We start from the raw sequence: 26,580 nt of genomic DNA, 5'->3' as shown, positions 1-26,580 counted from the left end.
CGCCCGGTCCGGGTCGTCGGCGACCCGGGCCTGGGTGTTCCCTGTGAGTGCCGCGCCCCGGCGGCGCGCGGCGAGTGGTCGGGACGTCGGGTTCCCAGGGTTCTCCCAGGATCATTCGGGAATCGGCCGGACCGGCGCGCCAGGCTCGAACCCATGACGATGATCGAAGTGCGGGGCCTGACCAAGCGGTACGGGCCCGACACCGTGGTGGACGACCTGTCGTTCACCGTCGAGGCCGGGCAGGTGACCGGGTTCCTCGGGCCGAACGGCGCGGGCAAGTCCACGACCATGAAGGTGATCCTGGGGCTGGCGGCCCCCACGAGCGGTTCCGCCACGGTCGGCGGACGCCGCTACCGCGACCTGCCCGTGCCGCTGGCGGAGGTCGGCGCGCTGCTCGACGCGGGCGCCGTGCACGGCGCCCGCAAGGCGCACGACCACCTGCTGGCGCTCGCCCTCAGCAACGGCCTGCCCCGGCGGCGGGTCGACGAGGTGCTCGCCCGGACCGGGCTCGAAGGCGTGGCGGGCAAGCGGGCGGGCGGGTTCTCGCTCGGCATGAGGCAGCGGCTCGGCATCGCGGCGGCGCTGCTGGGCGACCCGCGGGTGCTGATCTTCGACGAGCCGGTGAACGGCCTCGACCCCGAGGGCATCCGCTGGATCCGGGACTTCATGCGGTCCCTGGCCCGCGAGGGACGCGCGGTGCTCGTCTCCAGCCACCTCATGAGCGAGATGGCGCAGACCGCCGACCACCTGGTCGTCATCGGCCGCGGCCGGCTCATCGCCGACACCGGCGTGGACGAGTTCCTGCGCGGCCGCGGCGAGGGCGCCGTGCTGGTCCGCACGGCCGAGCCGGCCGCGTTCGCGCTGCGGCTGACCGCGTCCGGCGCCACCGTGCGGGACGGGGTCGAGTCCTCGCTGCTCGTCTCCGGCCTGACCGGCGAGGAGATCGGCAAGCTCGCCGCCTACCACGGCATCGCGCTCAGCGAGCTGACGCCGCGACGGCCGTCGCTGGAGGACGCTTTCATGGAGCTGACCAAGGACAGCGTCGAGTACCAGGGGGCGGCGGCGTGAGCCGGCCCGCGACCCGGGCGGGGTTCGGCCACGCCCTGCGCGCGGAGTGGGTGAAGCTCCGCAGCCTGCGCTCCACCTGGTACACGCTGGCGTGCCTGTTCGCGGTGGGGATCGGCATCGCGTTCCTCTCGATGAGCGCGGTCGGCGCGGAGCACGGCGGCGCGTCCGCCGCGCAACGGCTCGCGTGGGACCCGACCGAGCGCAGCCTGACCACCTACGTCGTCGCGCAGCTGATCATCGGCGTGCTCGGCATCCTGGTCGTCACCTCCGAGTACGCGACCGGTCTGGTGCGGACGTCGCTGGCCGCCACGCCGCGCCGGAGCCGGCTGCTGGCGGCCAAGGTGCTGGTGGTGACCGCCGTCGCCGCGGTGGCGGGCCAGTCGTTGATGGTCACCGCCTTCCTGCTCGGTCAGGCGGTGCTCGCCGGGCAGGGCGTGCCGCACGCGGGGCTCGGTGATCCCGGTGTGCTCCCCGCCGTGGCGGGCGGCGGGCTGTACCTCGCGGCGATCGCGCTGCTGGCGATCGGTCTCGGCGCGATCACGCGGGCCACGGCGGGCGCGCTCGCCACGCTGGTGGGGATCGTGTTCCTGGTGCCCGCGCTGTCGGGGCTGTTCCCGTCGTGGCTCCAGGGCCTGGTCGACTTCTGGCCGAGCAAGGGCGCCGTGGCGGTGCTCGCGACGGTCCCGGACCCCGCCTACCCGCACCCCTGGCTGAACCTGGGCGGGATGTGCCTGGGCGTCGCCGCCGTGCTGGCCGTCGCGTTCGTCGTCTTCGGCCGGCGTGACGTGTGATGGGCACGTCGAGGGAGGCGGGCCGGGGCGTGGTGGCCGCGGTCGCGGCCCTGGCCGCCATGGGGGCGGTCGCGGCGGCCGGGTTGCTCCTGCTCGACGCCGACCGGATCGGCGCGTTCGGCGGCCTCACGGCGGCTGTGGTCGCGCTGGCCGCGGGCGGGTCGGCGGAGTTCGGCGCGGTCCCGGCGAGCGACCTGCCGTTCGCCCTGCGTGGTGGCGTCGCGGTGGTGCCGTCGGGGGTTTCCCTGGCGGGCGCGGTGGTGCTGGGGTGGCTGCTGCTGCGACGCCGGGACGGTCTGCTCGTCCGCGGCGCGGCGGCGGCCGCGGCGTTCCCGGTGGGGCTGGCCGCCGTGGCGTGGTCGGCCCGGGGTGCGGTGGCGTTGCCGCGCGGCGCGTCGGGAGGCGGGTCCGGGGCGGCCGTCTGCGGGGTGCCGGCGGTGGGGCCGTCGGGCCGGGGCGGGTCCGTCGACGCGCTCCGCGCCGGGTTCGCGGTGCCGGTCTGGCCCGCGGTGGCGGGCGCGGTGTGCTGGGTGCTCGCGGTCGTCGGGGTGTGCCTGCTGGTCGCGCGGTTCCGGGTGGCCGAGCGGTGCCGGCCGGCCGTGCGGGGCGGGTGGTGGACGGCGATCGCGGTCACCGTCGGGTGCCTGGTCGTCGCCTGGGCGTCCGCCGGCCCCGCGGCGGCCGGCGCCGTGCTGCTCGTGCTGCCGCTGGTGGTGTCGGGCGCGTTGTCGCTCGGGCTGGGCGTGCCGTGGACGGTGACCTCGGACGGCGCGCTGTCGTGCGTCCTGGGCGAGGTCGGGCCGCCGGCCCCCGGCGGGCCGCTGACGTGGGTGGCGGTCGCCGGGCTGCTGGGTCTCGGCGTCGTGGCCGCGCGGTCCCGCGGTCGCGACGGCACGCCGCTGCGCCGCGCCGCGCGCCTCGCCCTGTGGCTCGCGGCGGTGATGGGGCCGGTGCTGTGCGCGTCGGCGTTGGTGTCGCGCGTGTCGGTGGACCTGGGCATCGGCGCGTTCGGGTTCTCGCTCCCCCTCCTGGCCGCGCGGGTGGCGGCGGACCCGCTGGTCGCCCTGGCGCTCGGGGCGGCGGGCGGCGCGGCGGCGGGCTTCTCGGGCAGCCTGCTCGTCGACGGTTCCCTCAGGGTGACGTCCGTATCCTGGCCGGCGTGGACGGACCGGGACGGGCGATGACACTGCTGGTGGTGGACGACGAGGCCACCGTGCGCGAACTGCTGTCCGCGACGCTGAGGTTCGCCGGGTTCCGGGTGACGTCCGCGGCGACCGGCGCCGAGGCGCTCGCCGCGGCCGTCGCGGAGCCGCCCGACCTCGTGCTGCTCGACGTGATGCTGCCGGACGTGGACGGGTTCGAGGTGGTCCGGCGGCTGCGCGAGCGGCGCGCGGAGGGCCGCCGGGGCCCGGTGCCCGTCCTGTTCCTCACCGCGCGGGACGGCCAGGCCGACAAGGTCACCGGGCTGTCGCTCGGCGCGGACGACTACGTGACCAAGCCGTTCGACCTGGAGGAGCTGATCGCCCGGATCCGCGCGATCCTGCGCCGCACCTCGGGCCACCAGGCCGGCGTGCTGACCGTGGGCGCGCTCGCGCTGGACGCGGAGGGGCACCAGGTGACGCGGTCAGGCCGGGCCGTCCGCGTCTCGCCCACCGAGTTCCGGCTCCTGCGCTACCTGATGGAGAACGCCGGGCGCGTGGTGTCCAAGACCCAGATCCTCGACCGGGTGTGGCGCTACGACTTCGGCGGCGACGCGGGCATCGTCGACACCTACATCTCCTACCTGCGGCGCAAGGTCGACGTCGAGGACCCCAAGCTGATCCACACCGTGCACGGCGTCGGCTACGTGATGCGGGAGCCCACGGGGTGAGGCGGGCGCTGGGCCGGTTCTCGCTGCGGGCCAGGCTGCTGCTGCTCACCGCGGGCCTGCTGCTGGCCGGGCTGGGCCTCGTCGGCGCGGTCGTCTCCGACCAGCTGGAGCGCTACCAGCTCGCCCGGATCGACGGGCAGCTGCGCTCGCTCGCCTCGATCGTCTCCGGCGTGTCGACCACCGGGCCGCCCGGCGCGGCGGACACCGCCCGCCACCCCGAGCTCGTCGACCCCGCCCTGGACCTGGTCGGCGCGCCGTACCTGGTGTACCTGGACGTGCGCGGCGAGGTGGCGGGCGGCCTGCGCACCAGCAGGCTGGACCGCACGGCGCTGCCACCGCCCGAGGCGCTGCGCACCGTCCCGACCGGTGGCGACGCCGTGGACCTGCGGGCCGCGACCGGCTCGACGCGGTGGCGCGCGGTGGCCCGGCCGACCACCGGGTGGGGCGGGACGGTGGTCGTCGCCGCGCCGCTCGCCGAGGCCGACGCCACCGTCGCCCGGCTCCGGACCACCAGCCTCGCCGGCGGCGCCGTGCTGCTGGTGCTGCTGACGGCGGTCGGCTGGTTCGCGCTCGGCCGCGGCCTGCGCCCGCTGCGCCGGATCGAGCACACCGCCGCCGCCATCGCCGACGGCGACCTGACCCGGCGCGTGCCCCTCCTGGCCGCGCCGGGCACGGAGGTCGGGCGCCTCGCCGCCTCGCTCAACACCATGCTCGGCCAGCTCGAACAGGCGTTCGCCGACCGGACCGCGGCGCAGACCCGGATGCGCGCGTTCCTGTCGGACGTCAGCCACGAGCTGCGCACGCCGCTGTTCGGCATCAAGGGCTCGACGGAGCTGTACCGGATGGGCGCGATGCCCGGGCGCGCCGACGTGGACGAGGCGATGCGCCGCATCGACCGCGAGGCCACCCGGCTCACCGCGCTCACCGAGGACCTGCTGCTGCTCGCCCGGCTCGACGAGGCGCCCGAGGGCCAGCTCGACCGGGCGCCGATGGACCTGCGCACCCTCGCCAACGACGCCCGGCACGACCTGCGCGCCCTCGACCCGTCCCGGTCGGTCGAGCTCACCGGCCCCGACGCCGCCGGACCGCCCGGGCCGGCCCCGGTGCACGGCGACGAGGACCGGCTGCGCCAGGTGGTCGCCAACCTGGTCGGCAACGCCGCCGCCCACACCCCGCCGGGCACCGCCGTCCGTCGGCACGGCGGACGGCCGCGCCGTGCTGGAGGTGGCCGACGAGGGCCCCGGTGTGGCGGCCGAGCAGGCGACCCGGGTGTTCGACCGCTTCTACCGCGCCGACCGCTCGCGCCACCGCGCGGGCGGCGCGAACGCCGGGCTGGGCCTGGCCATCGCCCGCTCCCTCGCCCGCGCGCACGATGGCGACGTCGAGCTGGACACGGCCCTCGGCGAAGGCGCCCGCTTCCGGCTCACCCTGCCCCTGCTCGACCAGGCGCCCGACCCGGACACCTGATCCGCCCAGTTGCGCGGGCGGGTTTACGGGTCCTCTGAACAACCCGCCCGCGTCCTCGGGGAGACCTCGATGCACCCCACCCGACCGGGCCACGACGAGTACCCGTGACGACGACCCGCAGCGCTCGTCCCTGGACGAGTTGGACGACCTCCTGGCCGGGATGAGCGCTGGGCGCACCGGACGAGTCCGCGACGGCGGTCGCCTCCGCACGGCACCGACCCCGAAGGCCGCTTGTCCGCCCGGTTCGGCCCGGACCAGGTGCGCGCGGTGATCGAGGACAGCCTGGACAGCGGCATCGTCGGGCGGCTCGTCGGGCGCGCCGGGCCCGACCTCGACGCCACCGGGCCGGCCGAGCCTGGCCCGCCTGCGCGAACTGGTCGCCGATCCCGACCTGGACCTGCCGCGCGCGGGCGCCGTCATCCGCTTCCTCGACGCCCACCCCCGGTTCTGGTCGGTCCTCGTGCCCCGGACCGAGGCGATCAGCTTCGACTCCCGCGCGGCGGACGGGCGTGGTGGCGGGCTGTCCGACCTCCTGGACGACCGGCGGATGCCGCACGAGCCGGACGTGGACGCGCTCTCACGGCCGGACCGGGACACCGAGGTGTCCGGCGAGGACGTGACGCAGCTGCGGACCTGCTGGGGCGCGATGTCGGCCCCGGCGAAGACCTTCCACCACGCGTGGCTGACGCTGCGCCGCGACGGCGGCCGGCACTCCCTCGGCCGGGACCTGTGGCAGGACCCCGAGCGCAACCGCCTGGACCCGCCCAGCGGCGCTCGCACCAGGCGGCCGGCTTCGGCGAGTTCGGCCCCGCCGGCGCACGTCCGGCTCCTCGCCACGCGGACCGGGCCGCGGCGCGGGCCGCCGATGTTCGCCGCCTGTTCGCCTCGGGGCGACCATCGGCGGGTTGACGACGTCACGCCCCTGCCGGGAACCTCGGTGCCGGCCGATGATCTCCGCGACGTCGGCCGGCTCCGCCGTCGTGCCACTCGACACCGGATGGAGGGCATGGTCGTCGTGACCGCCCAGCTGACCGACCCGTCCCGAACCCCTTCCCGCACCCGGCGCCACGCCGTGAGACTGCTGCGCGCGCTGGTGGGCGCGTCCCTGCTCGCGGTGCTCCTGCCCGGAGCCGCCTGGGCCGAGCCGCCGCAGGCCCTGCCCGCGAACCACGCCGCCGAAGACGGCAGGTGGCAGCCGGCGTTCGACTACGACACCGACGGCTGCTACCCGACGCCGGCGATCTCGCCGTCCGGGGCGATCGCCACCGGGCTGAAGAACTCCGGCGCCCTCAACGGGCAGTGCCGCGACCAGTCCGACCTGGACAACACCAACTCGTACTCGCGCGCCAAGTGCAACAACAACTGGTGCGCCTACCTCTACGACCTGTACTTCGAGAAGGACCAGGCCGTGCCGGGCATCGACTGCTGCGGCCACCGCCACGACATCGAGCACGTGGTCGTGTGGGTGAGCGGCGACCAGGCCCAGTACGTCTCCACGTCCGCGCACGGCAAGTACTCGACCTACCCGCGGTCCCAGGTCGCCTGGGAGGGCACGCACCCCAAGATCGTCTACCACAAGGACGGCCTGAGCACGCACTGCTTCCGCCTGGCGAGCGCGAGCGAGCAGCCGGAGAACCACTACGGCGCGTGGCAGTACCCGGACCTGGTCTCCTGGGACCGCTTCCCCGCCGGCATCCGCGACGTCCTGGTGAACGCGGACTTCGGCAGCGCGAGCCTGGCCATCAAGGACAGCGCCTTCAACTACAACCTCGCGCAGGCGAAGCCGAGCGGAATCCCGTTCGACCCGAACGCCTGACCGGCCCGGGGACCCCGTCCGGCGGGCGGGGTCCCCGTCACCCGGTGAGCGCACCCGTAGCGGCCCTGGTCCGCGCGCGGCGTCGACCGCCTCCGGTGACGTGGCGGCGGTTCAGTCGTACTTGTCCTGGTTGAGGAAGCGGGCGAAGCCGCGCCACGAGTTCGGCCCCATCACGCCGTCGATCGGCCCCGTGTAACCCCACCGCGCGGCCAACCGCTGCACCGCGGCCCACGTGTTCGCACCGGGCACCCCGTCGATCGGACCCCCGTAGCCGTACGCGCGCATCGCCCGCTGCAACGCCGCGTACGTGTTCACCCCCGGCACGCCGTCGATCGGCCCGGTGTAGCCCTGCTCCAGGCGCAGCCAGTTCTGCGCCCGCCGCCACATGACCGGGCCGGGCACGCCGTCCTGCTCGGTGGACGTCTTGGGCAGCCCGGCGCCGCTGCCGAGGTAGACCAGCGGGTCGATGCGCGCGCCGCTCGGGTTGATCATGTGCCAGTGCAGGTGCGGCCCGGTGGAGGAGCCCGACCCCGGTGCGCCGGCCGCGCCGCCGGACAGCCCGACGACCGCGCCCATGCCGACCCGGGTGCCGTTGGCCAGCAGGAACTGGGACAGGTGCAGGTACTGGGTGCGGTAGCCGTTGTCGTGCTGGATGGTGACGGTGTGGCCGCCCGTGCCGTTGTACGGGGTGTTGGTCACCACGCCGCCGCCCGCCGCGGGCAGCCGGGTGCCGACCGCCATGCCGAAGTCGATGCCGCCCAGCGAGCCGCGGTCGAGGTGCTCCTGCCAGGTGCCGGTGATCCGGTAGCCGCTGAACGGGTGGTAGAACCCCGGGACGGCGGCGCCCGCCGTGCCCGCGCCCACCACCGTGACGACCCCGGCCGCCACCGTCCCGCGCAGCAGTGCCCGTCTGCCGATCCAGTCGTTGCCCATCACCTGAACGTAGGGACGGGCGCGGCGCACCGACATGGTGTGTTCGACCGACGGCCATTCGGGTGGGCGGTCCGGTCGAGCGGGTGGTGCGCGCCCGGACCGGCTAACGGCCGCGCGGCCGCGGCGACGGTCCGACCATGAGACTGTCACGACTCGCCCACTGCGCCCTGGTCGCCGTGCTGGCCGCCGGCGCGTCCACCGTGCCCGCGCACGCCCTGGCCTTGGAGCAGACCTGCGTCGGCACCGAGGTCACCACCTTCGACCCGCCGCTGACCCTCACCGCGCGGCCGGTCACGGTCACCGTCAGCGGCGTCTACCCCGCGTGCACGAGCACGGGCGCGGTGACCGGGACGTACGCCGAGACGTTCAGCCTCACCGCGTCCTGCCTGGTGCTGTTCGACTCCGGGTCGGCGCTGCGCACCTTCACCTGGGGCGGGACGGTGGCGCCCAGCGAGTTCCAGTACAACGTCACCTCCAGCGCCGTGGCCGGTCAGGTCGTGGTGACGAACACCGGCGTGATCACCTCCGGCGGCTTCGCGCCCGCCGGCGCGGAGCAGGTGATCACCCTGGTGACGCCGAACGTCGTCCAGTGCCTGTCCGGCGGGGTGTCGAGCGTGACGGGCCCGACCACCCTCACCATCCACCGACCGTGACGACACGGTCCCCGCACCGGGTCACCGGCCGGGGACCACCGCGTCGGGCGGCACGTTCATCGTCTCGAGCCGGGTCTGCCCGGCCGACAGCGTGAACCGGCTGAAGCACCCGGTGTCCCACCGCAACCGGCCCACGCCCGGCCGGTCGACGCCCAGCGCCCGTGCCACCAGCCACGAGTGCGGCCCGGCGTGGCCGACGACGAGGACGCGCTTGCCGCCGTGACGGGCGGGCAGCTCGTCGAAGAACGACCACACGCGGTCGCGAACCGCTTCGGGGGACTCGTCCGGCGCGCCGGGGGGAACGCGGTCCCGCAACGCCTCGGCGCGCTCCGCGGTCACGTCCAGTCCCGCGGTCGCGAGCCGGACGGTCTCCCGGTCCGGCGCGGAGTCCGAGCTGAGCACCACGTCCGGCGCGAACCTGCGGACCGCCGCGGCCGCGGCCCCGGCCTCGGCCCGGCCACGCGCGGACAGGCCCACCTCGACCGGGTCCGCCCCGTGCGGGCGCCCGCGCTCGCCGTGGCGGAGGAAGAGCACGTCGACCTCGTGGTCGCCGACCCCGGTCGGCGGCCCGTCGGTCCGGTCCCGCCCGATGACGTCGAGCACGTCGTCGCAGACCTCCTCGGGCAGCTTCCCCCGGATGTCCAGGGACACGCCGGCCGGCCGGAACGCCGCGTGCAGTCGGCGGACCCGGTCCTCGTCCATCCGCTGGAACGGGTCGCGGAGCCGGTTGCGGTGCAGCAGGTCTTCGAGGTCGGCGGCCAGTGAGACCGTGACGAGCCGGTGACCGCGCCGGTCGAAGCGCACCGCCTGACCGGCGAGGAAGTCGACGTCCTCGAACACGCCGTCCACGACCGGCAGGAACCCGCTGTCGCAATAGGACAGGGCGAGGTCGAGGCACGCGAGCTCGGACGCTTCGAGGGTGAACGCGGTGAAGTCGCGCGGGTGCGCCATGTACCGGACGGAGTCGTTCGACACCCGCACCGATGGGGGCAACGCGTCCCTCAACAAGGCCGTCGTCGTGGTCTTCCCCGTACCCGGGAGGCCGCGGATCAGCACGGCGAACTGCCGGCCCACATCATCACCTGTCCTCGCGTCGTCGACGAGCGCCGGCGGCCGCCCAGCCTAGCTGTACTGATTCGTGACGTTGTTGACGTCTAGGGGGTCAGTCGGGTGATGGGTGGCTGGCCGCCGAGGGCGCTGTGGGCGCGGTGGTGGTTGTAGTCGTGGACCCAGTCGGGCAGGGCGGTCAGGCGGTGGTCGTTGCCGGTCCAGGCTTGGGCGTAGGCGAACTCGGTCCGCAGGGTGCGGTTGAAGCGTTCGGCTTTGCCGTTGGTCCAGGGGCAGCCGGGTTTGGTGAAGCGTCGGCGGATGCCCGGGGCGACGCAGACCGCCCGCCAGTTGCCGCCGACGCGGTCGGTCTTGGCGTTGTCGGTGAGCACCCGCAGCACCACGACGCCCCGGTCGCGGAACCAGGCCACGGCGCGGTGCAGGAAGGCGGCGCAGGTCGCGTCGCGCTCGTCGGGCAGTGCCTCGACGTAGGCCAGGCGGGTGCGGTCGTCCACCGCGACGTGCAGGTAGTCGTAGCCGATGCCCCGGCCGCGGACCTTCTCGCTGCGGCCGTGCGCCCGCCAGCCGCCGCCGTCGGGGACGCGGCCGAGTTTCTTGACGTCGACGTGCAGCAGGTCGCCGGGGTGGGGGCGTTCGTAGCGGATGCCGGTGTGCCGGCGCCGCACCGGCAGGCCGGTGATCGCATCGGTCACGGCCAGGGCGGGCTCGGCGCGGCGGCGCAGGACCCGGCCGATCGTGGAGGCCGGCAGTCCGAGCAGTCCGGACAGGTGCACCGGCCCGCGTCGCACCGACCGTCGGACGGCGAGGATGCGGTCCTCGATCTCGGTCGGGGTGCGCCGGGGGCTGTGGTGCGGTCGTGAGCTGCGGTCGGCCGGCCCGGCGTCTCCTTCACCGCGGTGCCGGGCCAGCCACTTGTGCACGGTGGCCCGGGAGATACCGAGCTGCTCGGCGATGCTCGCGGGCGACCACCCGGCCGCGCGACGGGTCACGATCAGCCTGCGGGCATGGACCGTGGTGCGGGCGTTACTGTGCACGCGAGGACCTCCGTGTGCCGATGGGATGCGTCAGACACATCCACTCCGCCCGGAGGTCCTCCCTGCGTTCAACCCGACACGCCGTCAACAACCTGATTAGTCACTACACCTAGCGCAGGCACGACCACCACCAGGGTGAGCGGGGCGCCGCCCGGCATCACCGTCCGCGCACCGCATTCACCTGGCCAGGTTCATCCCGTCGCACCACCGGGTTCACCCGCCTCCACACCGTTCTCCTCCGGCGGCCCCGCTCCTACCGCAGCCGGACCGCACCGAGGAGTGCCGATGTCCCGCGCACCGCGTGTGACGCGAACGGCTGCGCCACGGACCCGCGGAAGGTCTACGGCGACACCCGCACCGCCACGAACACGTGCCACCGCTCGACGTCGGCCGAGATCGTCAGCGCCGCCGTCCCCGACGTCACGGCGGACAACCTGGCGTGCTCCGGCGCGACCACGTCCGACGTGCGCGCCGGTGACGCCGCGCGCAACCAGCCGAACCAGGTCGAGCTGCTGCGCGCCGTCGTCCGCGACTACCGGGTGGACCTCGTCGTGCTGTCCGTCGGTGGCAACGACCTCGGGCTCGGCGACCATCATCGCCGACTGCGTCAAGGGCTGCCTCTCCTCCTACGAGTGCGCGCCGAAGTGGGGGCCCACGATCGCCGGGCAGCTCGACCGGGTCCGCGCGGACGTCGGCGCCACGGTCAAGGCGATCGAGGAGGTGCTCGACGCGCCCAGGGCGCGGGCAGCTACCGGTTCGTCCTCCAGCCCTACCCCTCGCCGATGCCCGCCGCCGGCCGCTTCCGGATCCCCGAGAGCGGGTCGCGGTGGGCGGTGCCCGGTGTGGGACTCGGACGCCGACTGGGCGCGAGAGCACCTCGTGCCCACGATCGCCGGGACGCTCAAGCGCGTGGCCGCCGACCGGGGCGTGCGGTTCCTCGGCCTGCGGGACTCGTTCGACGGCCGCGAGGTGTGCCCCACGGACTCACGCCAGGCGACGAGGACCGACTCCGCCGCCAACCCCCTGCCCGGCACGGTGGCCGAGTGGGTGCGGTGGGTCGTCACCGGGTACGCGTCGCGGGGCGACCGCCAGGAGAGCATGCACCCCAACCACTACGGCCAGCGCGCTGGGCACGTGCCTGCGGCTGATGCACCAGAAGGCCACCGGTGACTTCGCGTGCCGCGACACCCCCGGCGCCGGCCCGGCACGGATGACGTCGACCGCCCTCACCACCCGAGGTGGTCGAGGGCTTGGCACGCCCCCGACCACCTCACCGGGTCCTCAGTAGACAGTGGCCTGCCGGGACGTCGACCTGATCCCGTTCGCGCCGTTGAAGATGCGGTTGCCCCAGGCGGTCAGGCCGGCGCGGTTGAAGCCGGTGACCATGTCGAGGTACTCGACACCGCCGCCGTTGCCGCTCCACGACCAGCCGAGGTAGCCGAGGCGCTGCGACTGGGCCGTGGCCATGATCGTGTCCTCGTCCGGGTTGCCGTCGGAGTGGTTGTCGCCGAACTCGCCGATCACGATCGGCAGCCGGGCGTTGACGAACGCGTTGAGGTACGAGGTCACCTCGGCCGCGGTGTCGTACACGCCGTACATGTGGATCGAGAAGACGGTGTTGCGCTGGGGGTCGGCGTTGAACACCGCGGACGCGTTGGCGCGCATGGTGTTCGACCAGTCCTGGCCCCAGTTCGGCGCGTCCACCATCAGCGTGTGCGTGAAGCCGTTGGACCGCAGCCGCGAGATGGCGTTGCGGGTGTCGTTGGTCCAGTTGCCGTAGTTGTTGTTGCCGTACGGCTCGTTGCCGACGTTGATGATGACGTACTTCTCCTGGCCGACCAGCGCGCTCTTGACGCCCAACCAGTAGTCCACCGCCTGGTTCAGCGTCACCGCGCCGCCCTGCTCGCCGTAGCCGGTGGTGTCGTGCGCTTCGAGCACGCACACCAGCTTGTCGGCCTTGCACTGCGAGACGATCGAGGAGACCGCCGAGGTGCTGGTCCACGTCCACCGCGCGCCCGTGCTCAGCACCACGCGCACGCTGTTCGCGCCCAGCGCCTTGACGTCCTTGAGCGCCTGCGCCGTCCGGTCGGGGTACCAGGCGTGCGCGTGGTTGACCCCGCGCATCACGAACTCGCTGCCGTTCGCGTCGTACAGCCGCCCGTTGCCGACGTAGAACCCGTTCGCGGCCGACGCCGCCGGGGTGCTGAGCAGCGGCACGACCAGCGCCGCCACCGCGACCGAAGCCCATCGTTTGACCACGTCCACCTCACCATGTCGTCGTTGACATCGTTGACGTCCGAACCGACGGGCCGGCGGCGGAGCACCCACCCGGTTCGGACGCGAATGCAATCAGTTAACCGGTTAAGCGGTCAAGGTCCAGACACGATCAGATGAACGTCACCAGCGGACATGAATCGGTTAAGCCATTGCTACGATCACGGGCCACGAACCGAGGAGGCCGAACGTGTCGTCAACGGTGCGGGACGCGCTGGTCGCCCTGGCCGCCCTGCTGGCCCCCGACGCGCCGGACGTCGCCGACCGCGTCACGAGCGCCCACGACGACCCCGCCACCTACCTCCGAACCCACGCCGAGCGCCTCGACGACCGCGGCATCGACGAACCCCTGCCCGAGCTGGCGTGGATCGCCCTGGTCGACGCGCTGACCGACCACGACCTGCTGGCCGAGGTGGACTGGAAGGAGGCGGCCGGCGAGATCGTCGCGCAGCTCCGGTCCCTGCGCTCCGGCCCCGCCGACCCGCGGGCGTGGGACTGGTTCGCTGGCCTCGACGAGGACCTGCCCGCATACGACTTCCTGGAGCGAGCGGGCCGCGAGCTCCGGGCCACCGGCACGACCCTCGCGGTGCTCGACATCGAGTCCGACTGCTACCCGCTCGTGCTGCTGCCCGATGAGCACGCCGACACCCTGCGCGAGCTGGCCACCGCGACGGGGTTCACCGCAGACGTCCTCGGCGAACCCGCTCGCCCTGCGACGCCGCCACCGACCTCCTGACTCCCTGTTCGCCCCCCGCTCCACCCGTGGTCGCCGCCGCCGGCCGTTTTATCCGGCTAACGTGAGAGATGCGGTTCGGGTTGTCCCAGGTTGCATCCTTCGCCCGATCGAGTGAGCGTCCCGCACCGGTTCACGGGGTGATGATCTCCAGGACCACCTGGCCGTACAGACCGGACAGGGAGCCCAGGCCCAGGTTGCACAGCAGGATGTTCGTGCTGGGGTAGACGATGGTGTGCACGAACGTCGCTCCCGCGAACACGCCCGAGGTGACCGTGCCGGTGGTGACGACGGTCAGCGTGACGCCACTGAGGCTCGACACGTTGTTGCCGGACAGGACGGACGTCTGACCGGTGTTCCAGGTGATGGTGATGGTGAGCGCGTTCGCGCCGAGCAGGCTCAGGCAGGTGGCCCCCGTGACCGCGCCGCCGGCGGTCGACTGGCCCGAGGTGATGTCCGGGTGGGTGGCCGAGACGCAGGGGCCGTACTGCCGGGACACCGTGAGCGTCATGTTCTGCGGGGAGCTGGTCGCGGGCGGGTCGAACAGCAGGCTCGCGCTGCTGGGCGGGGTGCACGTGAGGTCGAGCCCGGCAGCGCCGGCCGTGCCGGTGGCGACGAGCGGGACCGACGCGACGGTGATCAGGACCGCGGCGAGGAAGGAGGCGACTCGGGACATGGCGGTTCCCCTTTCCGAACACGAATTCCGCAGAAATGCGGATTCGCCGATATCGGCATTCCTCTATCGCGCACCGGACACCATCGTTACCGCACCTGCCCACCGAGGCCCGGACCCATGTCGAATCGAGCCGCCCCACACCCCCGCCCCCTCAACCAGCCATCTCCCGCACCCTGCAGCAAAGCTCCTGCGTACGAACCGCATCGGAGTAATCGCACAAGATCCGGCTCGGGTCCCGCTCCCGCACCGCGCTCAGGAACCGTTCATCCGCGACGACCAGCGGGTCGCGCCCGACCGGCACCTCATGGCCGCCGTCGGCGTCTTCCCACCGCAACGCCTTGTTCGTCAGCGTCACCTTCCTCCCCTCGCAGTGGAACTCGATGCCGGCGTCCACCGTCCCGTGCAGTACGCACGTCGCCGTGAACACACCCACCACTCCGGACTCGAACGCGAGGGTCGCGGCGCTGACCGTCGCCACGTCCAACCCCGGGTGGTCGCCGAGCGCCGAACGCCGCCCCACCGAGTGCAGGACCTCCGCTTCGCCCAGCAGGAACCGCGCCAAGTCGAACAGGTGCGTGGCCTGTTCCACGACCTGTCCGCCGCTCTCCGCCTCGACGCGCCACCACGGCACCGGCGGCACGAGGCCGTGCCAGGCGGCGCGCACCAGGTGCGGTGGCGTCTCGGCGAGCATGCGCCGCAGTTCGGGGATCACTTCCATGCCCCGCCAGTAGTAACCTGCCTCGACGATCAGCCCGCTCTCGCGCACCACCGCTTCGATCCGGCGCGGCCCGTCGACGTCCGTGCCGATCGGCTTCTCGACGTAGAACGGCACACCGGCTTCGACCAACGCCTGCTCGATCTCGCCGTGGGCAGCGGGAGGGACGCAGATCCACGCCGCGTCCACTTCCTCTGCCGCCAACAGACCGGCGGTGTCCCGGTACGCGCGACCGCCCCACCGGGCCGCCGCCTCGTCGACCCCCGACCTGCCGACGTGGCCGACGATCTCCACCCCCGCCCCGGTCAACGCCGCCGCGTGCCGCCCGGCGATGTAACCCGTCCCCACCAACGCCACCTTCATCAGACCTCCTCCTGCCGGACCGCGCCCGACTCCTCCCGCACCGCCCGCCACACCTCGACCCGACTGCGCCAGTCCTCGGTGTGCCCCGGCGCCTCCGGCGGCGGGAAGGCCGAGGGCAGCCCCACGGCCATCAACGCGGCCCCGGTCGTGACCGCGCCGTCGCCCGACCGCCGGTAACGCCGCCCGGCGTCCAACCCGCGCAACCGGAGTCGACGCGGTCCCTCCCCCACCACCCCGCGCACCTGGTACACGAACACCACCACCTCGTCCCGGTCACGGGACACGTACTGCACCGCGCACGGCCCCCTGTCCGACGGCGGCACGAGCCAGTGCTGGTCTCCGTCCTGGATGGTCGGTCTCACCCGCTTGTACTCGGCGATCAACCCCGCCGCCCGGGTCCGTTCGTCCTCGCCCCACGCCAGGATGTCGCCGGAGATCCCCAGCACGCCTTGCATCGCCACGTGGAACCGGAACTCCAGGGGGCTGGTGCGGCCGGTGGTGGGCTCCGGTGTGTCGGCCACCCACCCGACCATCGCCCTCGGCGCGTAAGCGCGGCTGAACCCGTGCTGCACGCGCAGCCGGTCCGACGGGTCGGTGTTGTCGCTGACCTGCGCCAGGTCGGCCACCCCGAGGATGCCCAGGTCGGCCCGCCCGCCACCGCCCGCACACGTCTCGATCATCAGGTCGGGGAACTCGGCGCGCAGCCGTGCGATCACCTCGTACACGCCCCGGACGTGACGCACCCACACCTCACGGCGTCGTTCGACCGGCGCCTGCGGCCAGCCGACCTCCGTGTAGGGCCGGTTGTGGTCCCACTTCACGAAGTCGATCCGGTGCTCGCGCAACAACGCGCGGACCTGCTCGACCACGCCTTCCCGCACGTCGTCGCGAGCGAAGTTGAGCACGAGCTGGTTGCGGGACAGGGTGGTCTCGCGGTCCGGCAGGTGCAGCACCCAGTCGGGGTGGGCGCGGTGGAGGTCGCTGTCGGGGTTGACCATCTCCGGTTCCAGCCAGATCCCGAACTTCATGCCCAACCGGTGGACCTCGTCGACCAGTTCGCCCAGCCCGCCGGGGAACTTCGCCGGGTCGACCACCCAGTCGCCGAGGCCGGCGTGGTCGTCCCGCCGCGCGCCGAACCAGCCGTCGTCGACGACGAACAGCTCAACGCCCAGCTCGGCCGCCCGCGTGGCGAGCTCGACCTGGTGCCCCACCTCCACGTCGAACGACGTGGCCAGCCACGTGTTGTAGTGCACGGGCGGGGGTGTCCCGCGGTGCCGTGCGGGCAGCACGTGGTCGCGCTGGTAGCGGTGCATCAGCCGGGCCGCGCCGTCGAGGCCGTCGTCGGCGTACCCGCAGACCAGCGGCGGGGTGCGGAAGCTCTCGCCGGGTTCGAGGTGCCAGGCCGAGTCGAACGGGTTGATCCCGGCGACCACGTGCAGCGCGTCGTTGCGCTCGGTCTCGAACACGATCGACCAGTTGCCGCTCCACGCCAGCGCGCCGAACCAGACCGGCCCGTCCTGCCCCGCCTCGGTCAGCGCGAACCAGGGGTTGGCCTCGTGGCTGGTGAACCCGCGCCGGCTGTCGAGCACCACCTTGCCCGGCATCAGGTCGCGTCGGGTGAGCTGGTACTCGTCACCCCACCGGCCGGTCAGGGTCCACGCCTGGTAGCGCGCGGGCGGCAGGCCGAGCACGGCACTGGCGATCCGCTCCACCCGCAGCGGCTGCGCGCCCCGGTTCTCGACCCGGACGTCGCGCACCACGATCCCGTGCTCGACCGCCGCCGCGAACCGGTGTTCCACCAGGAGACCCGAACCCGGGTCCTCGAACACGAGCCGCAGCACGTCGCCGTCGACGTGGTCCTCGCTCAACGTGAGCCGTGACACCGACGAGCCGTCCTGGCGCGCCACCACCAACCCTGGTTCCTTGAACGCCCGGTCGCCGTGCACCGAGTACGCCAACGGGACACCGTCGAGGAAGTGGGCTTGCGACGGCCGGTTCCACGGCGTGTGCGGCAAGTACGAGTCGCCGTTGAGGCCGCCGTCCAGGGCACCACCGTCACCGCCCCAGTGGTCCAGCACCAACGCCCCGCCGTCCGCGACGGACACCAGCATCGCGCTGCACGACGTCCGCACCAACCAGGCGGGCCGCCCGGCGCACGTGGTTCGGGTGACAGCAGGCATCGCTCTCCTCCGCGGAGTGGTTCCGGACCGACACGACCCCGTCAACGATCAGCTCTCCGACGCGCCCGCCACGTCCGGCGCGAGCCGGGCGTCGACCGCCTCCGCCGAGAACACCTGGTCGATCACCATGTGCCGCGCCCCGTGGACACCGGCCCGATCTCCGAGCAGGCTCTCCACCACCGCCACGCTGCTGGCCAACGCCGACACGGTCCGCTCGTACAGCCGCTCCCGCACCCCGCCGAGGAGGTGCTCGCGGGTGAGCGCGAGGTCGCCGCCGATGACCACGACGGTAGGGTTGAGCAGCGCCACGGCCGTCGCCAGCACCTCGCCCAGCAGCCGGCCGGCGTCCCGGACCAGCGTGATGGCGTCCGCGTCGCCTTCCAGCACGAGCCGCACGACGTCACGGCTGGTGCGCGCCTCGATGCCCCGTTCGCGGAGCCGGGCCGCCAGGGCCGCGCCGCTCGCGTGCGCGGCCAGGCAGCCGGTCGCGCCGCACCGGCACCGGGCGCCGTCGACCGGCCGGGCGATCCGGATGTGGCCGATGTCGCCGCCCTGGCCGGTCGAGCCGCGCTCGGGCCGGCCGCCGAGGATCACCCCGGCGCCGATCCCGGTCCCGACCTTCACGAACAGCAGGTTGTCCACGTCGGGGTAGCGCTCGCGGACCTCGCCGAGGCCGAGGAGGTTGGCGTCGTTGTCGACGAACGCCGGGCAGCCCAGCGCGTCGGAGAGCGTCTTGGCCACCGCGGTGCCGTGCCAGCCGGGCATGATCGGCGGCTGCACCGGTCGTCCGGTCCGGAAGTCGACGGGCGCGGGCAGTCCCACGCCCACCCCGACGAGCCGGGCGCGGTCCCGCCCGGCGCTCTTCAGCAGCTCCCGCAACCGCCGCAGGACGATCTTCAGCACGACGTCGGGGTCCTGGTCGACCGGCAGGTCCTCGGTGCGCTCGCCCAGCACCCGCCCGCCCGCGTCGGTCAGCGCGAACCGCGCGTGGGTGGCGCCGAGGTCGGCCGCGAGCACCAGCTTGTCGCTCTCCTCGAACGACAGCACCTCGGCCGGTCGTCCCGCCGTGCCGCGCCGCTGTTCCACGGCCCGGATGTACCCGGCGGAGATGAGCTGGCTCAGGCGCAGCGCGACCGTGGAGCGCGACAGGCCGGTGAGCTCCTGGAGGTCTCGCCGCGTCCGGACCCGGCCGGACCGGACCAGTGCGAGGATCTCGCCCGGCGACGCCGTGAACCCGCTGCGCGCCACCCGGGATTCCTTCCCCGCCGGAGGTGTCGGACCCGCTGCCACCACCGCGGTCAGCCCTTCTCCGCGCCGCTGGTCAGCCCTTGGGAGAGTAGCCGTTCGGTCAGGAAGAACAGCAGCACCACCGGCACCGTGATGACGACCGAGCCGGCCATGAGCACGGTGGTGGGGATCTCGACGCTGCCGGACAGCTGCGCGAGGCCGAGGGAGACGGTCCAGCGGTCGCGTCGTTCGACCAGGAAGAGCAGGGCGAACAGGAACTCGTTCCAGGCGATCATGAACACGAAGACGCCGGTCGCGACGACCGAGGGCATGGCCAGCGGCAGGCTGATCCGCCGGATGACGCCGACCCGGCTCAGGCCGTCGACGAGGCCCGCTTCCTCGACGCTCGCCGGGATCGTCTCGAAGTAGTTCTTGAGCATGTAGATGGCGACGGGCACGGTCTGCGCGATGTAGACGAGCACCAGGCCGGCCGCCGAGCCGCGCAGCTGCATCCGGGTGAGCAGCACGAACAGCGGGATCGCCAGCACGATGGCCGGGAACAGGTACACGGCCAGGAACAGCGCGCTGACCTGCCGCCTGCCGAAGAACTCGAGCCTGCTCACCGCGTACGCGCCGGGGATGGCGATCGCCAGCGCCACGAGCACCGACGCCGTGGCGACGACCGCGCTGTTGCCCAGCAGGCCGAGGAAGCCCTGGCCGCCTTCCGCCACGGGCCGCAGCACGTCGGCGTAGGTCGCCAGGGTCAGCTGCCCCAGGTCGACCAGCAGCGAGTCCGGTCGCCGCAGCAGGTCCTCGATCGGCCGCAGCGACAGCATCAGCATGTAGTAGAACGGCAGCAGCGTGGCGATCAGGAAGCCCACGACGACCACCGGCCGCAGCACGGCGAGCACCGCCCGTTCGAACCGGTCGCGCGTCATGCCTTCGTCGCCTCCCGTCGCCGCAGCAGCCACAGGTAGGCGCCGAGCAGCAGCACCAGCACCGCCGCCAGCAGCACGGACTGGGCCGCCGCCGCGCCGACGTTGCGCTGCACGGTCAGCAGCTCGTACACCCGGACGCTCACCACCTCCGTGCCGGCCGCGCCGCCGGTGAGCAGGAAGATGTCGTCGAACTCGTTGAACGTCCAGATGGTGCGCAGCACCACGAGCACCGCGATCACCGGCATGAGCTGCGGCAGCACGATGTGGCGGAAGCGCTGCGTCGGTGTCGCGCCGTCCACGGTCGCGGCCTCCTCCAGGTCGCCGGGCAGGGCCGACAAGCGGGCCAGCAGGAACAGGAACGCGAACGGGAAGTACCGCCAGCCCTCGAACGCGATCACGGTCAGCAGGGCGGTGGGCACCGGCACGTCGAGCCCGAACAGGGTGATCTCGCCGCGTGCCTGCGACAGGAACGCGATCGGGTCGTCCCACCCGAACAGCCGCGTGCCCCAGCTGTTGACGATGCCGAACTCGGGGTTGAGCAGCACGCGCCAGACGAACGTGACCGCCACGACCGGGGCCACGTAGGGGATGAGCATCGCGGCGCGCACGAGCGACCGGCCCCGGAACGGCCGGCGCAGCGCCAGCGCCGCGACGAGGCCCAGCACGACGGCGAGGATCGTCGAGCCCGCCGTGTAGACGACCGTGGTGCGCAGGCTGTGCCACAGCACGTCCGAGGCGAGGACGCGGGCGAAGTTGTCCGGTGTCAGCTTCTCGAGCAGCCCGGTGCGGCCGATGTCGATCAGCCGCACCCGCTGGAACGCGATGAGCACCGACCACGCCAGCGGCACGAGCACGACCGCGAGCACGATCACCAGCGTCGGGGTGAGCAGCAGCAGCCCGGTGCGGGCGTCGTGCTGCTTCAGCGTGCGCGCCACCGCGGACCCGCTACTCGCCGAGTTCCCGGGCGATGCCGGCGGCCCGCTCGGTCGCCTCGCGCGCGGCGGCGGGCGCGTCGCCGCCGCCGTTCAGGGCCCCGGCCAGCGCCTTGGGCACGACCAGCTGGCCGGCGACGGCGCCCGCGAGTTCCGCCTTGCCCTGGGGGAAGCCCCACCGGCTGAAGCTGCGCGGGCTGTCCTGCACGACCCGCAGCGTCTGCGCGTCGTAGAACTCCGACAGCGGCGCTTTGGTGTCCACGCCGACGTCGAGGCCGAGCCACGCTTCGGCGTACTGGCGCGGGTTGTCCCCGGTGCCCGCGCGGACCGGCACCTTGCCCTCCGGCGCGATGGCCAGCCAGTCCCGGTAGCCGTCGCTCATCAGGTGTTCGACGAGCTTCTTGGCGTCGTCCGTCGCGGCGTCCTTGAGCACCGCGAACGACGCGGTCTCGCCGAACGTGGTCGGCTCGCCGCCGTCCGGTCCGCTCAGGGCGGCCACCACGCCGGTGTTCTTCGCCAGGAACGCCGGGTCGGCCTGGCACTGCGGGCAGGTGGGCAGCGCGTCGGCGCGCAGGCCCGCGAGTTCGTCGAGCAGGTACGACGACCAGATCACCATGGCGGACCTGCCCGCGAAGTACGTGGCGCGCGTGGTGTCGACGTCCTGGTTGCCCGCCACCGAGTGGCGGGTGAGGAGGTCGGTGTAGAACTGGAACGCGCCGACGCACGCGGGGCTGTCCAGCGCAACCCGCCCGTCGTCGTCGACGAGGTCGCAGCCGTTGGCGAGGGCCAGGTGCTCGAACGTCTGGTGGGTGAACACGTCGGCGGGCGTGGTGCTCGCGGTGATCCCCGCGACGTCGTCCCGGTCGAGCCGTTCGGCGGCCTGCCGGATGGCGTCGTAGGTGGTCGGCGGCGCCAACCCGGCCTGGGCGAACAGGTCCTTGCGGTAGAACAGGAGTTGCGCCCAGCCGTCGCTGGGCACGACGAGCTGCGTGTCGCCCTCCCGGGTCAGCTCCAGCGACTGCGCCGCGAACGTGTCCGCGCCGAGGGCGTCCACGACCTGCTTGGCCGCGTCGGTGTCGAGCAGGTCGTCGGTGCGCAACTGGCTCATGATCGGCAGCGAGATCGACCCGATGACGTCGGGCAGCTCGCCGGACGCGGCGGCCGAGGTCAGCACGGTGGTGAGCTGGTTCTCGGCGATCGCGACCACCTCGGTCTCGATGCCGGTCCGCTCGGTGAACGCCGCCAGCAGGCGTTCCTGGGCGCGCACCCGGTCGGCGGTGTCCTCGATGGTCCAGAAGACCAGCGGACCGTCCGCCGCGCCACCGGGGTCACCGCCGCCGCAGGCCGACAGCACGAGGGCGAGAGGCGTCGCGGCGGCGAGCGCGCGCAGTCCGCGTCGGGTCATCGGGTGCTCCCTTCCGGTGGTCCGCGACCTCTCACGGGCCAGGGCCGGGTGTTCGGTGGCGTCACTGAACACCCGGGTTTGTCCCGTGACAACCGCCAATCCGGACGTGACTTCGGGGCCGTACCAGGCGGTTGACGCGCTGTCGGCGGCTAAACCCGCGCGGGGATCGGGATGCCGCATTGTCGTTTTGACTGATCGCGGGATTAATGTCGCCATGCCGCAGTGGAAGATCGCCTGCCAGGAGCAGCTGCTGCCGGGCGCCTCGATCGAGCAGAAGTGGGAGTTCGCGCAGTCGGCGGGGTTCGACGGCATCGAGCTGCGCGCACGCGACGGCGAGGCGTTCGCGGCGAGGCTCGGCGTGCTCGAACGCGCGGCCGGGCGCGGTGTGGTGATGCCCTCGGTGTGCCTGGACGCGCTGCCGCTGGTCGGCGACGACCTCGGCGACGGGCTGCGGCAGGTGTCCTCGCTCGCGGCGCTGGGCACCCGGACCGTGGTGGTGCCGCTGTCGGACCTGCGCCGGGTGCCGCGGCAACGATCGTCCACCCCGGACCGGGACACGTGGTCGGACGGTCTGCGCCGCCTCGCCGAGCAGGCCGGGCGGGACGGCGTGTCGCTCTGCCTGCAACCGGTCAACCGCTACGAGGGCCGGCCCGTCAACACGCTCGACCAGGCCGCGCAGCTGTGCCGGGCGGCGGGGTCGCCGGCCGTGCGGGTGGCCGCCGGCACGTTCCACATGAACATCGAGGAGGCCGACCCGGCCGGCGCGCTGCTGGCGGCCGGGCCGTGGCTCGGGCACGTCGGGCTCGCCGACTCCACCGGGCTCGAACCCGGCGCGGGCCACGTCGACTGGCCGGCGCTGTTCGCGGCGCTCGACGCCGCCGGGTACGAGGGGTGGACGAGCCTCGCGTGCCGCCTGTCCGGTCCGGCCGAGGTCGTCCTGGGGGCGGCGGTCGGCGTGCTGCGGCAGGCCGGCGGGTGAGGTGGTGAGCATCGGGACGACGCCGGAGCCGCGGGCGCCGGACATCGCCGGCCTGCGGCGCGAGGCCGCCGCGACCCTGCTGCGGAACTGGCGCGGGTCGGCCACCGTGCCGACGACCGCGCTGTACCCGCACCAGTGGAGCTGGGACTCGGCGTTCATCGCGGTCGGCCAGGCGCACCTGAGCCCGCGCCGGGCGTTCGCGGAGCTGACCGCGTTGCACGGCGCGCAGTGGGGCGACGGGCGGGTGCCGCAGATCGTGTTCAACCCCGCCGTGCCGGCCGACGCCTACTTCCCCGGCCCGGCGTTCTGGCGACCGCTGCCGCGGCACGGGCCGCCGGCGGGGGTGTCGACCACGGGCCTGGTCCAGCCGCCGGTGCACGCCGCCGCGCTGCTCGCCGTCGTCGAACGCCACCCGGGCGCCGCCGCCGACGCGGCCGTCCGGCGCCTGTACCCGCGGCTCGCGCGCTCCCACGACTACCTGTTCGACCGGCGACGCGTGGCGTCCGGGCTGGTCGGCATCGTGCACCCGTGGGAGTCGGGGCTGGACAACAGCCCGTCGTGGGACGAACCGCTCGGCGCGGTCGACCCGGGTTTGGCCGACGACATCGCGGTGCTGCGGCGCGACCTGCGGCACGCCGACGCCGGGCACCGGCCGACGGACGACGACTACGCGCGTTACATGGGCATCGTCGCCGCCTACCGCGACCGCGGTTACGCCGACGACGACCTGCTCAGCCTGCCGTTCTGCACCGTGGACCCGTTGTTCTGCGCGGTGCTCGCCTGGTCGGAGCACGCGTTGGCGGCGCTCGCCCGCCGCATCGGCGTCGACCCGGGCAGGCACGTGGAGCGGGCGCGGGAGTTGACGCACCAGATCCACACGCGGCTGTTCGACCCGGTGCTGGGGTGCTACGTGGCGCTCGACGCGCGCACCGGCCGTCCCCTCGCCAAGCGCACGGTCTCCGGCCTGGTCCCGCTGCTGCTGCCCGGCGGGCACCGGTCGGCGCTGCTGGCGACCCTCACCGGACCGGCGTTCGCGGCCCCGGGCGTGCGCGGCGTGCCCAGCTACGACCTGACCGCCGCCGACGCCGACCCGCGCCGGTACTGGCGCGGACCGACGTGGCTCAACACCACCTGGCTGCTGTGGCGGGCGTTGCTGGCGCACGGCGAGACCGGGCACGCCGCCCGGCTGGCGGCCGACATGGTCGGCCTGGTCGCCGGCGCCGGGTTCCGGGAGTACTTCCACCCGGTGACCGGCGAGGGCCTCGGCTCGGACCACTTCAGCTGGACGGCGGCGCTCCTGCTGGACGTCCTCGCGCGTGAACCGGAAGGGCAAGGATGGCAACGGTAGTGCGGCTGGACGCGCCGGGGTGCGTCTCGATCGCGGAAGAGCCCGACCCGCCGCTGCACGCGACCGGCGTCCGACTGCGCACGCGGTACTCGGGCATCTCGGCGGGCACGGAGCTGACCCAGTACCGCGGCACCAACGCGCACGTCGTGAAGACGTGGGACCCCGACGCGCGCCTGTTCGTGCCGGGCCGGCCGGAGGTCGCGTACCCGGTGGTGGTGGGGTACGAGGAGGTCGGCGAGGTGGTGGAGGTCGGCGACGAGGTCACCGCGGTCCGGCCCGGCCAGGTCGTGTGGGGCGTGTGGGGTCACCGCTCGACGACCGTGGTGGAGGAGGAGTACGCGGCGGCACGCGTGCTCGACCCGGCGGCCGACCCGGTGCTGGGGATCTTCAGCCACATCGGCTCGGTGGCGCTCAACGTCGTGCTGGACGCCGACCTCCACGTCGGCGAGACCGCCGTGGTGTTCGGCCTCGGCGTGGTCGGGCAGATCGTCGCCCAGCTCGCCCGGCGCAACGGCGCGCGGGTGATCGGGGTCGACACCCTCCCCGACCGCCTGGCGCTGGCCCGGGACCTCGGCGCCGACGTGGCGCTGGACGCCGGCGAAGGCCGGATCGCCGAGCAGGTCCGCGCGGCGACCTCCGGTCGCGGCGCGGACGTCGCCCTGGAGGTCAGCGGCAACCCCAAGGCGCTGCACGAGGCGGTCCGCTCGGTCGCCTACAACTCGCGCGTCGTCACGGCCGGCTTCTACCAGGGCGAGGCGCGGGGGCTGTTCCTCGGCGAGGAGTTCCACCACAACCGGGTCGACCTGGTGTGCTCGCAGATCTCCGGCGTCGCACCCGGTCTCGCGCACCGCTGGGACCGCCGGCGACTCAACACCACCGTCATCGACCTGGCCGTCAGGGGCCGGCTGTCGCTGCGGCCGCTGGTGTCGCACGTCGTGCCGTTCACCGACGCCGCGTGGGCCTACGACCTGCTCGACACCCATCCGGAGCGGGTGACGCAGGTGGTGCTGGAGTTCCCCGCGCCGGATGGGTACGACCACCCGCGCGGTGACGCCTAGCGTCGCGCCCCGGCTCCGGGGCGCCGGCGGTGGGACATCGGTGGTTCCGCCGGTCCCCGCGCCGTCGCCGGCCGCGGGCGGGTCCGGTGTGCCGGATTCCGACGACGTCGCACCGAACCCACCTACGCCACCGGTGGAGAAGCCATGCGATTGCGCAGTGCGATCCTCACCGTCCTCGCCCTGGCCGGAGTGCTGACCGCGACGACCACCGGCCCGGTCGGCGCGGCGGCCGCACCCCGGACGCCGCTCTCGGTCCTCGGCGGCTCGGGCCCCTGCCCCGCGGGCTACGAGACGACCCTGCGGTTGACCAACCACACGATCTACCGACCCGACACCCTGCCGGCGGGCGTCAAGCTGCCCATCGTCGCCTGGGGCGACGGCGCGTGCCGCGCCGACGGGACGTGGTTCCGGAACATCCTGACCGGATGGGCCTCGCACGGCTTCCTGGTCATCGCCAACGGCAGGCCCGGCGGCAGCGGCTCCACCGACTCGGAGATGCTCACCGCCTCCACCGACTGGGCGGTCGCGGAGAACTCCCGGCGGACCGGCAAGTACTACGGGCGGATCGACACCACCAAGATCGCCGTGATGGGCCAATCGTGCGGCGGCATCGAGACCTACGAGGTGGCCGCCGACCCGCGCCTGACCACCACCGTGCTGTGGAACAGCGGCATGCTCGGCGACTCGCAGAACCACCTGTTGCAGCGGCTGCGCGTGCCGATCGCCTACTTCATCGGCGGACCGACCGACATCGCCTACGAGAACGCGATGGACCACCGGGGCCGGCTGCCGGCCGGGCTGCCCGCGTTCATGGGCAACCTCGACGTCGGGCACCTCGGCACGTTCGACCAGCCCGACGGCGGCGAGTTCGGCCGGGTCGGCGGGCACTGGCTGAAGTGGCAGCTCAAGGGCGACCAGGCGAGCAAGGCCCAGTTCGTCGGCCCGAACTGCGGCCTGTGCGCCACCGAGTGGGACGTGCTGCGGACGAACCTGACCTGACCCGCGCGCCAGGCACCCTGCCCGCCGCGGTCGCCGCGGCGGGCAGCTCCCGT

At 73.6% G+C, this 26,580-nt stretch carries 25 protein-coding genes and 1 pseudogene; 14 read left to right on the top strand and 12 right to left on the bottom strand.

Translation table 11 applies throughout. From position 1 onward, the window contains the following. Window positions 1-159 precede the first annotated feature (159 nt). From IOD16_RS12745 to IOD16_RS12720, 7 genes and pseudogenes are all read left to right on the top strand, one after another. Entirely contained in the window at window positions 160-1,068 is a 909-nt protein-coding gene (locus IOD16_RS12745) for an ABC transporter ATP-binding protein (RefSeq protein ID WP_442978120.1), read from the top strand. Beyond that, on the top strand, window positions 1,065-1,859 hold the full coding sequence (locus tag IOD16_RS12740; RefSeq protein WP_201440212.1) for an ABC transporter permease: 795 nt from the start codon (window positions 1,065-1,067) through the stop codon (window positions 1,857-1,859). The genes IOD16_RS12745 and IOD16_RS12740 overlap by 4 nt, the downstream gene beginning before the upstream one ends. Continuing rightward, entirely contained in the window at window positions 1,859-3,043 is a 1,185-nt protein-coding gene (locus tag IOD16_RS12735) for a streptophobe family protein (RefSeq protein ID WP_201440211.1), read from the top strand. Before IOD16_RS12740 ends, IOD16_RS12735 begins: the two co-directional genes overlap by 1 nt. After that, window positions 3,040-3,729, top strand: a complete 690-nt coding sequence (locus IOD16_RS12730; RefSeq protein WP_123742052.1) for a response regulator transcription factor — start codon at window positions 3,040-3,042, stop codon at window positions 3,727-3,729. The genes IOD16_RS12735 and IOD16_RS12730 overlap by 4 nt, the downstream gene beginning before the upstream one ends. Further along, window positions 3,726-4,628, top strand: a pseudogene (locus tag IOD16_RS41215) (HAMP domain-containing protein); the annotation flags it as partial. The gene IOD16_RS12730 and the pseudogene IOD16_RS41215, both read left to right, overlap by 4 nt. Before the next feature lie 316 nt (window positions 4,629-4,944). Beyond that, entirely contained in the window at window positions 4,945-5,196 is a 252-nt protein-coding gene (locus IOD16_RS40155; RefSeq protein ID WP_328809492.1) for an ATP-binding protein, read from the top strand. Window positions 5,197-6,202: 1,006 nt separating this feature from the next. Continuing rightward, entirely contained in the window at window positions 6,203-7,012 is an 810-nt protein-coding gene (locus IOD16_RS12720; RefSeq protein ID WP_201441331.1) for an NPP1 family protein, read from the top strand. Window positions 7,013-7,123: 111 nt separating this feature from the next. Here the strand turns inward: IOD16_RS12720 and IOD16_RS12715 are convergent, their stop codons facing one another. Continuing rightward, window positions 7,124-7,945, bottom strand: a complete 822-nt coding sequence (locus tag IOD16_RS12715) for a peptidoglycan DD-metalloendopeptidase family protein (RefSeq protein ID WP_201440209.1) — start codon at window positions 7,943-7,945, stop codon at window positions 7,124-7,126. A gap of 137 nt (window positions 7,946-8,082) precedes the next feature. Between IOD16_RS12715 and IOD16_RS12710 the strand changes: the two genes are divergently transcribed. Next, window positions 8,083-8,598 carry a hypothetical protein gene (locus IOD16_RS12710; protein WP_201440208.1) on the top strand — a complete coding sequence of 172 codons (516 nt, stop codon included), beginning with the start codon at window positions 8,083-8,085 and terminating at the stop codon, window positions 8,596-8,598. A 21-nt stretch (window positions 8,599-8,619) separates the two neighbouring features. Here the strand turns inward: IOD16_RS12710 and IOD16_RS12705 are convergent, their stop codons facing one another. From IOD16_RS12705 to IOD16_RS12695, 3 genes are all read right to left on the bottom strand, one after another. Next, the gene (locus IOD16_RS12705) at window positions 8,620-9,672 is read right to left on the bottom strand and encodes a histidine phosphatase family protein (protein ID WP_201440207.1); all 1,053 of its coding nucleotides are present in this window, start codon (window positions 9,670-9,672) and stop codon (window positions 8,620-8,622) included. An 80-nt stretch (window positions 9,673-9,752) separates the two neighbouring features. Beyond that, window positions 9,753-10,700, bottom strand: coding sequence for an IS481 family transposase (locus tag IOD16_RS12700; RefSeq protein ID WP_201440206.1), 948 nt, complete (start codon window positions 10,698-10,700; stop codon window positions 9,753-9,755). A gap of 340 nt (window positions 10,701-11,040) precedes the next feature. Further along, window positions 11,041-11,190: a hypothetical protein gene (locus IOD16_RS12695; RefSeq protein WP_201440205.1), complete on the bottom strand. Its 150-nt coding sequence runs from the start codon at window positions 11,188-11,190 to the stop codon at window positions 11,041-11,043. Window positions 11,191-11,264: 74 nt separating this feature from the next. Between IOD16_RS12695 and IOD16_RS12690 the strand changes: the two genes are divergently transcribed. Beyond that, window positions 11,265-11,870, top strand: coding sequence for a hypothetical protein (locus IOD16_RS12690; protein ID WP_201440204.1), 606 nt, complete (start codon window positions 11,265-11,267; stop codon window positions 11,868-11,870). A gap of 111 nt (window positions 11,871-11,981) precedes the next feature. On the opposite strand, the gene IOD16_RS12685 is transcribed toward IOD16_RS12690, so the two are convergent. After that, entirely contained in the window at window positions 11,982-12,959 is a 978-nt protein-coding gene (locus IOD16_RS12685; RefSeq protein ID WP_236594939.1) for a cellulase family glycosylhydrolase, read from the bottom strand. 205 nt (window positions 12,960-13,164) lie between these two features. On the opposite strand from IOD16_RS12685, the gene IOD16_RS12680 reads away from it, so the two are divergent. Continuing rightward, window positions 13,165-13,710 (top strand): DUF6630 family protein, encoded by a 546-nt coding sequence (locus IOD16_RS12680; RefSeq protein ID WP_201440202.1) that lies wholly within the window; start codon window positions 13,165-13,167, stop codon window positions 13,708-13,710. Between the two features lie 130 nt (window positions 13,711-13,840). On the opposite strand, the gene IOD16_RS12675 is transcribed toward IOD16_RS12680, so the two are convergent. The 7 genes from IOD16_RS12675 to IOD16_RS12645 all read right to left on the bottom strand — a co-directional run bounded on the left by IOD16_RS12675 (window position 13,841) and on the right by IOD16_RS12645 (window position 22,143). Then, window positions 13,841-14,383 (bottom strand): hypothetical protein, encoded by a 543-nt coding sequence (locus IOD16_RS12675; protein ID WP_201440201.1) that lies wholly within the window; start codon window positions 14,381-14,383, stop codon window positions 13,841-13,843. Window positions 14,384-14,534: 151 nt separating this feature from the next. Further along, window positions 14,535-15,461: a Gfo/Idh/MocA family protein gene (locus IOD16_RS12670; RefSeq protein WP_201440200.1), complete on the bottom strand. Its 927-nt coding sequence runs from the start codon at window positions 15,459-15,461 to the stop codon at window positions 14,535-14,537. After that, window positions 15,461-17,641, bottom strand: coding sequence for an alpha-galactosidase (locus tag IOD16_RS12665; RefSeq protein ID WP_201440199.1), 2,181 nt, complete (start codon window positions 17,639-17,641; stop codon window positions 15,461-15,463). The genes IOD16_RS12670 and IOD16_RS12665 overlap by 1 nt, the downstream gene beginning before the upstream one ends. A 48-nt stretch (window positions 17,642-17,689) precedes the next feature. Then, window positions 17,690-18,889 (bottom strand): ROK family transcriptional regulator, encoded by a 1,200-nt coding sequence (locus IOD16_RS12660; protein WP_201440198.1) that lies wholly within the window; start codon window positions 18,887-18,889, stop codon window positions 17,690-17,692. Window positions 18,890-18,939: 50 nt separating this feature from the next. Beyond that, window positions 18,940-19,806, bottom strand: coding sequence for a carbohydrate ABC transporter permease (locus IOD16_RS12655; protein ID WP_201440197.1), 867 nt, complete (start codon window positions 19,804-19,806; stop codon window positions 18,940-18,942). Then, the gene (locus IOD16_RS12650) at window positions 19,803-20,741 is read right to left on the bottom strand and encodes a carbohydrate ABC transporter permease (RefSeq protein ID WP_201440196.1); all 939 of its coding nucleotides are present in this window, start codon (window positions 20,739-20,741) and stop codon (window positions 19,803-19,805) included. Before IOD16_RS12650 ends, IOD16_RS12655 begins: the two co-directional genes overlap by 4 nt. A 10-nt stretch (window positions 20,742-20,751) precedes the next feature. Then, window positions 20,752-22,143 (bottom strand): ABC transporter substrate-binding protein, encoded by a 1,392-nt coding sequence (locus IOD16_RS12645; protein WP_201440195.1) that lies wholly within the window; start codon window positions 22,141-22,143, stop codon window positions 20,752-20,754. 214 nt (window positions 22,144-22,357) lie between these two features. Here IOD16_RS12645 and IOD16_RS12640 point away from each other — a divergent pair, with 214 nt between their 5' ends. The 4 genes from IOD16_RS12640 to IOD16_RS12625 all read left to right on the top strand — a co-directional run bounded on the left by IOD16_RS12640 (window position 22,358) and on the right by IOD16_RS12625 (window position 26,527). Beyond that, window positions 22,358-23,122 carry a sugar phosphate isomerase/epimerase family protein gene (locus IOD16_RS12640; RefSeq protein ID WP_123742066.1) on the top strand — a complete coding sequence of 255 codons (765 nt, stop codon included), beginning with the start codon at window positions 22,358-22,360 and terminating at the stop codon, window positions 23,120-23,122. A gap of 4 nt (window positions 23,123-23,126) precedes the next feature. Continuing rightward, window positions 23,127-24,470: an MGH1-like glycoside hydrolase domain-containing protein gene (locus IOD16_RS12635; protein ID WP_123742067.1), complete on the top strand. Its 1,344-nt coding sequence runs from the start codon at window positions 23,127-23,129 to the stop codon at window positions 24,468-24,470. After that, window positions 24,458-25,528, top strand: coding sequence for a zinc-dependent alcohol dehydrogenase (locus tag IOD16_RS12630; RefSeq protein ID WP_201440194.1), 1,071 nt, complete (start codon window positions 24,458-24,460; stop codon window positions 25,526-25,528). Before IOD16_RS12635 ends, IOD16_RS12630 begins: the two co-directional genes overlap by 13 nt. A 144-nt stretch (window positions 25,529-25,672) precedes the next feature. Continuing rightward, window positions 25,673-26,527: an alpha/beta hydrolase gene (locus IOD16_RS12625; RefSeq protein WP_201440193.1), complete on the top strand. Its 855-nt coding sequence runs from the start codon at window positions 25,673-25,675 to the stop codon at window positions 26,525-26,527. Window positions 26,528-26,580 lie beyond the last annotated feature (53 nt).

It is taken from the genome of Saccharothrix sp. 6-C, assembly GCF_016695385.1.
Lineage (GTDB): Bacteria > Actinomycetota > Actinomycetes > Mycobacteriales > Pseudonocardiaceae > Actinosynnema > Actinosynnema texasense.
Note: the sequence above shows the minus strand (reverse complement) of the source record. Positions and strands in the feature narration are given on the sequence as shown.

Coding starts and splice junctions, on each gene's coding strand:
- IOD16_RS12745 (WP_442978120.1), top strand. CDS start 160: ATGATCGAAGTGCGGGGCCTGACCAAGCGGTACGGGCCCGACACCGTG.
- IOD16_RS12735 (WP_201440211.1), top strand. CDS start 1,859: ATGGGCACGTCGAGGGAGGCGGGCCGGGGCGTGGTGGCCGCGGTCGCG.
- IOD16_RS12730 (WP_123742052.1), top strand. CDS start 3,040: ATGACACTGCTGGTGGTGGACGACGAGGCCACCGTGCGCGAACTGCTG.
- IOD16_RS12720 (WP_201441331.1), top strand. CDS start 6,203: ATGGTCGTCGTGACCGCCCAGCTGACCGACCCGTCCCGAACCCCTTCC.
- IOD16_RS12715 (WP_201440209.1), bottom strand. CDS start 7,945: ATGGGCAACGACTGGATCGGCAGACGGGCACTGCTGCGCGGGACGGTG.
- IOD16_RS12710 (WP_201440208.1), top strand. CDS start 8,083: ATGAGACTGTCACGACTCGCCCACTGCGCCCTGGTCGCCGTGCTGGCC.
- IOD16_RS12675 (WP_201440201.1), bottom strand. CDS start 14,383: ATGTCCCGAGTCGCCTCCTTCCTCGCCGCGGTCCTGATCACCGTCGCG.
- IOD16_RS12670 (WP_201440200.1), bottom strand. CDS start 15,461: ATGAAGGTGGCGTTGGTGGGGACGGGTTACATCGCCGGGCGGCACGCG.
- IOD16_RS12665 (WP_201440199.1), bottom strand. CDS start 17,641: ATGCCTGCTGTCACCCGAACCACGTGCGCCGGGCGGCCCGCCTGGTTG.
- IOD16_RS12655 (WP_201440197.1), bottom strand. CDS start 19,806: ATGACGCGCGACCGGTTCGAACGGGCGGTGCTCGCCGTGCTGCGGCCG.
- IOD16_RS12645 (WP_201440195.1), bottom strand. CDS start 22,143: ATGACCCGACGCGGACTGCGCGCGCTCGCCGCCGCGACGCCTCTCGCC.
- IOD16_RS12640 (WP_123742066.1), top strand. CDS start 22,358: ATGCCGCAGTGGAAGATCGCCTGCCAGGAGCAGCTGCTGCCGGGCGCC.
- IOD16_RS12630 (WP_201440194.1), top strand. CDS start 24,458: ATGGCAACGGTAGTGCGGCTGGACGCGCCGGGGTGCGTCTCGATCGCG.
- IOD16_RS12625 (WP_201440193.1), top strand. CDS start 25,673: ATGCGATTGCGCAGTGCGATCCTCACCGTCCTCGCCCTGGCCGGAGTG.